Genomic DNA, 1,279 nt, shown 5'->3' on the forward strand with positions numbered 1-1,279 from the left:
AAAATTAGCTAATTGTTGCGTCAGCTAAAGTCAGGCAAGTGCAGTATAAAGTCAGGCAAGTGCAGTATAAAGTCAGGCAAGTGCAGTATAAAGTCAGGGGTTTGCAGGGGGTGCACTTTACCTGCAAATACCTGAAAATATCCTGCAAACGCCTGACTTTTTCGGTCAAATTACTGCTTTTTTGTGCAAGAACTGCCTTTGCTTGTTGAGGCTGGTTATGGCGGTTCTCTATCGGTAGCAAGCAATGGTTTTGTGATCACAAACCTGACTTTTAGGTACAGAAATAAAAACATTGCACCCTTATGAATGGGGAATCTTAGGTGTCAAGGCGCTTGATTTTTACCCGATATTTGGCTGTGCCGATTGCTCACATTGCTCTTGCTGTTGTGGCGGTTTTTGTGGAGGCGATCGACGCGGGAAACCTGACAGCAGCCGATGTGGTGGCAGTTGTGGGCGCGGCAGAATTTGCAGAGTTCGATCGGCTGCTGGGTTCTCCGGTTCGAGCCGGAAATCCAAAATCTAAAATCTAAATTTGCGGCTGTGTCCGTCGTTTTAAACGGGCGATCGGGTTTTGTTCGATCGCCAAAAAGATGTCGCCATTATTGCCGAAATCATCAGTCAAAATCCTCGGTTAGCAAAGGTTTGGACTGATATAATGGAGGTAGAAAAGGTTAGTAAAAGTTAGCAAAATTTAGGTTTTTGAGCTGATGGCAAAGGCAAGCGTATCATCAGTCCGCAAAATTTCTCTGGCGGCAGAACTGACTTTTGACGGGCTAACCCAAGAAGCCATTGCTCAAAAATTGGGGCTGACTCGATCGAGAATTTCCCAGATGAAACTGACCGAGACTTGGCAAGAGACGATCGCCCGCTTGGAATCCCTGAAACAGAAAGCGGACGCTGAGGCCGAAAAACGACAGCAGATCCTCTACTCCAGTGACGCCGATCGACGGTTTGACCAGGGCCGGCAGATGATCAAAATCTCGGTTGTCACCTATTCCAAATTGATGCAGGTCATCAACGCCGCGCTAGATGTGGCCTTGGCTAACCCGGACAAATCCGCAGCGATCGAGCAAATTAGAATCGCCGCCCCATTAATCAAAGCTGCTGTGAGCTTGGCTCAAGAGGTGTATGGCCGCAACTATGACGAACTGGAAGCGCTGAACCCACATTCCGCAGATATTCAAGCAGATTTAAATTCAAATAAATTGAGAATTGCCAAAACCTCAAATGATTGCATAGCAATCATTTGAGGTTTTTTTAAGGTATAATAATTTGTGCC

2 protein-coding genes are annotated in these 1,279 nt (G+C 46.3%); both read left to right on the forward strand.

Translation table 11 applies throughout. From position 1 onward, the window contains the following. Positions 1-320 precede the first annotated feature (320 nt). The gene (locus QUA03_RS28875; RefSeq protein WP_333048776.1) at positions 321-530 is read left to right on the forward strand and encodes a hypothetical protein; all 210 of its coding nucleotides are present in this window, start codon (positions 321-323) and stop codon (positions 528-530) included. 177 nt (positions 531-707) lie between these two features. Further along, a complete protein-coding gene (locus tag QUA03_RS28880) occupies positions 708-1,250 on the forward strand; it encodes a hypothetical protein (RefSeq protein WP_333217155.1) in 543 nt (180 codons plus the stop codon). Positions 1,251-1,279: the final 29 nt, after the last annotated feature.

The sequence above is a fragment of the Microcoleus sp. S36b_A4 genome, assembly GCF_036700645.1.
Classification (GTDB): domain Bacteria; phylum Cyanobacteriota; class Cyanobacteriia; order Cyanobacteriales; family Microcoleaceae; genus Microcoleus.